Source organism: Bradyrhizobium sp. Kon58 (genome assembly GCF_055807455.1).
In genome coordinates, this window is the sequence record NZ_JBVVOT010000144.1 from 1 (window position 1) to 482 (window position 482).

The following is a 482-nucleotide window of genomic DNA, read 5'->3' on the forward strand; positions in this document are numbered from 1 at the left end:
AACGGCATGCTCGGCATGGGCCCGTTCCCCTATGAGGGTGAAGAGGACGCCGATCTCATCAACGCCGGCAAGCAGACCGTCAGCGAGCTGCCGTCGACCTCGTATTTCTCGAGCGCGGATTCCTTCGGCATGATCCGTGGCGGCCACATGGATCTGTCGATCCTCGGCGCCATGCAGGTGGCCCAGAACGGCGATCTCGCCAACTGGATGATCCCCGGCAAGATGGTCAAGGGCATGGGCGGGGCGATGGATCTCGTCGCCGGCGTCAAGCGCGTGGTCGTGGTGATGGAGCATTCGGCCAAGGACGGTCCAAAGCTCCTGAAGCAGTGCAATTTGCCGCTGACCGGCGAGCGCGTGGTCGACATGGTCGTGACCGACCTGGCCGTCTTCACCATCGACAAGCACGGCAGCGGCGGCATGGCCCTGATCGAGCTCGCCGACGGCGTCTCGCTCGACGAGGTCAAGGCCAAGACCGAAGCCGA

At 64.3% G+C, this 482-nt stretch carries 1 protein-coding gene; it reads left to right on the forward strand.

The features are described from left to right. A partial coding sequence (locus AC0L20_RS39865; protein WP_473295647.1) for a CoA-transferase occupies positions 1-482 on the forward strand: 482 nt, incomplete at both ends.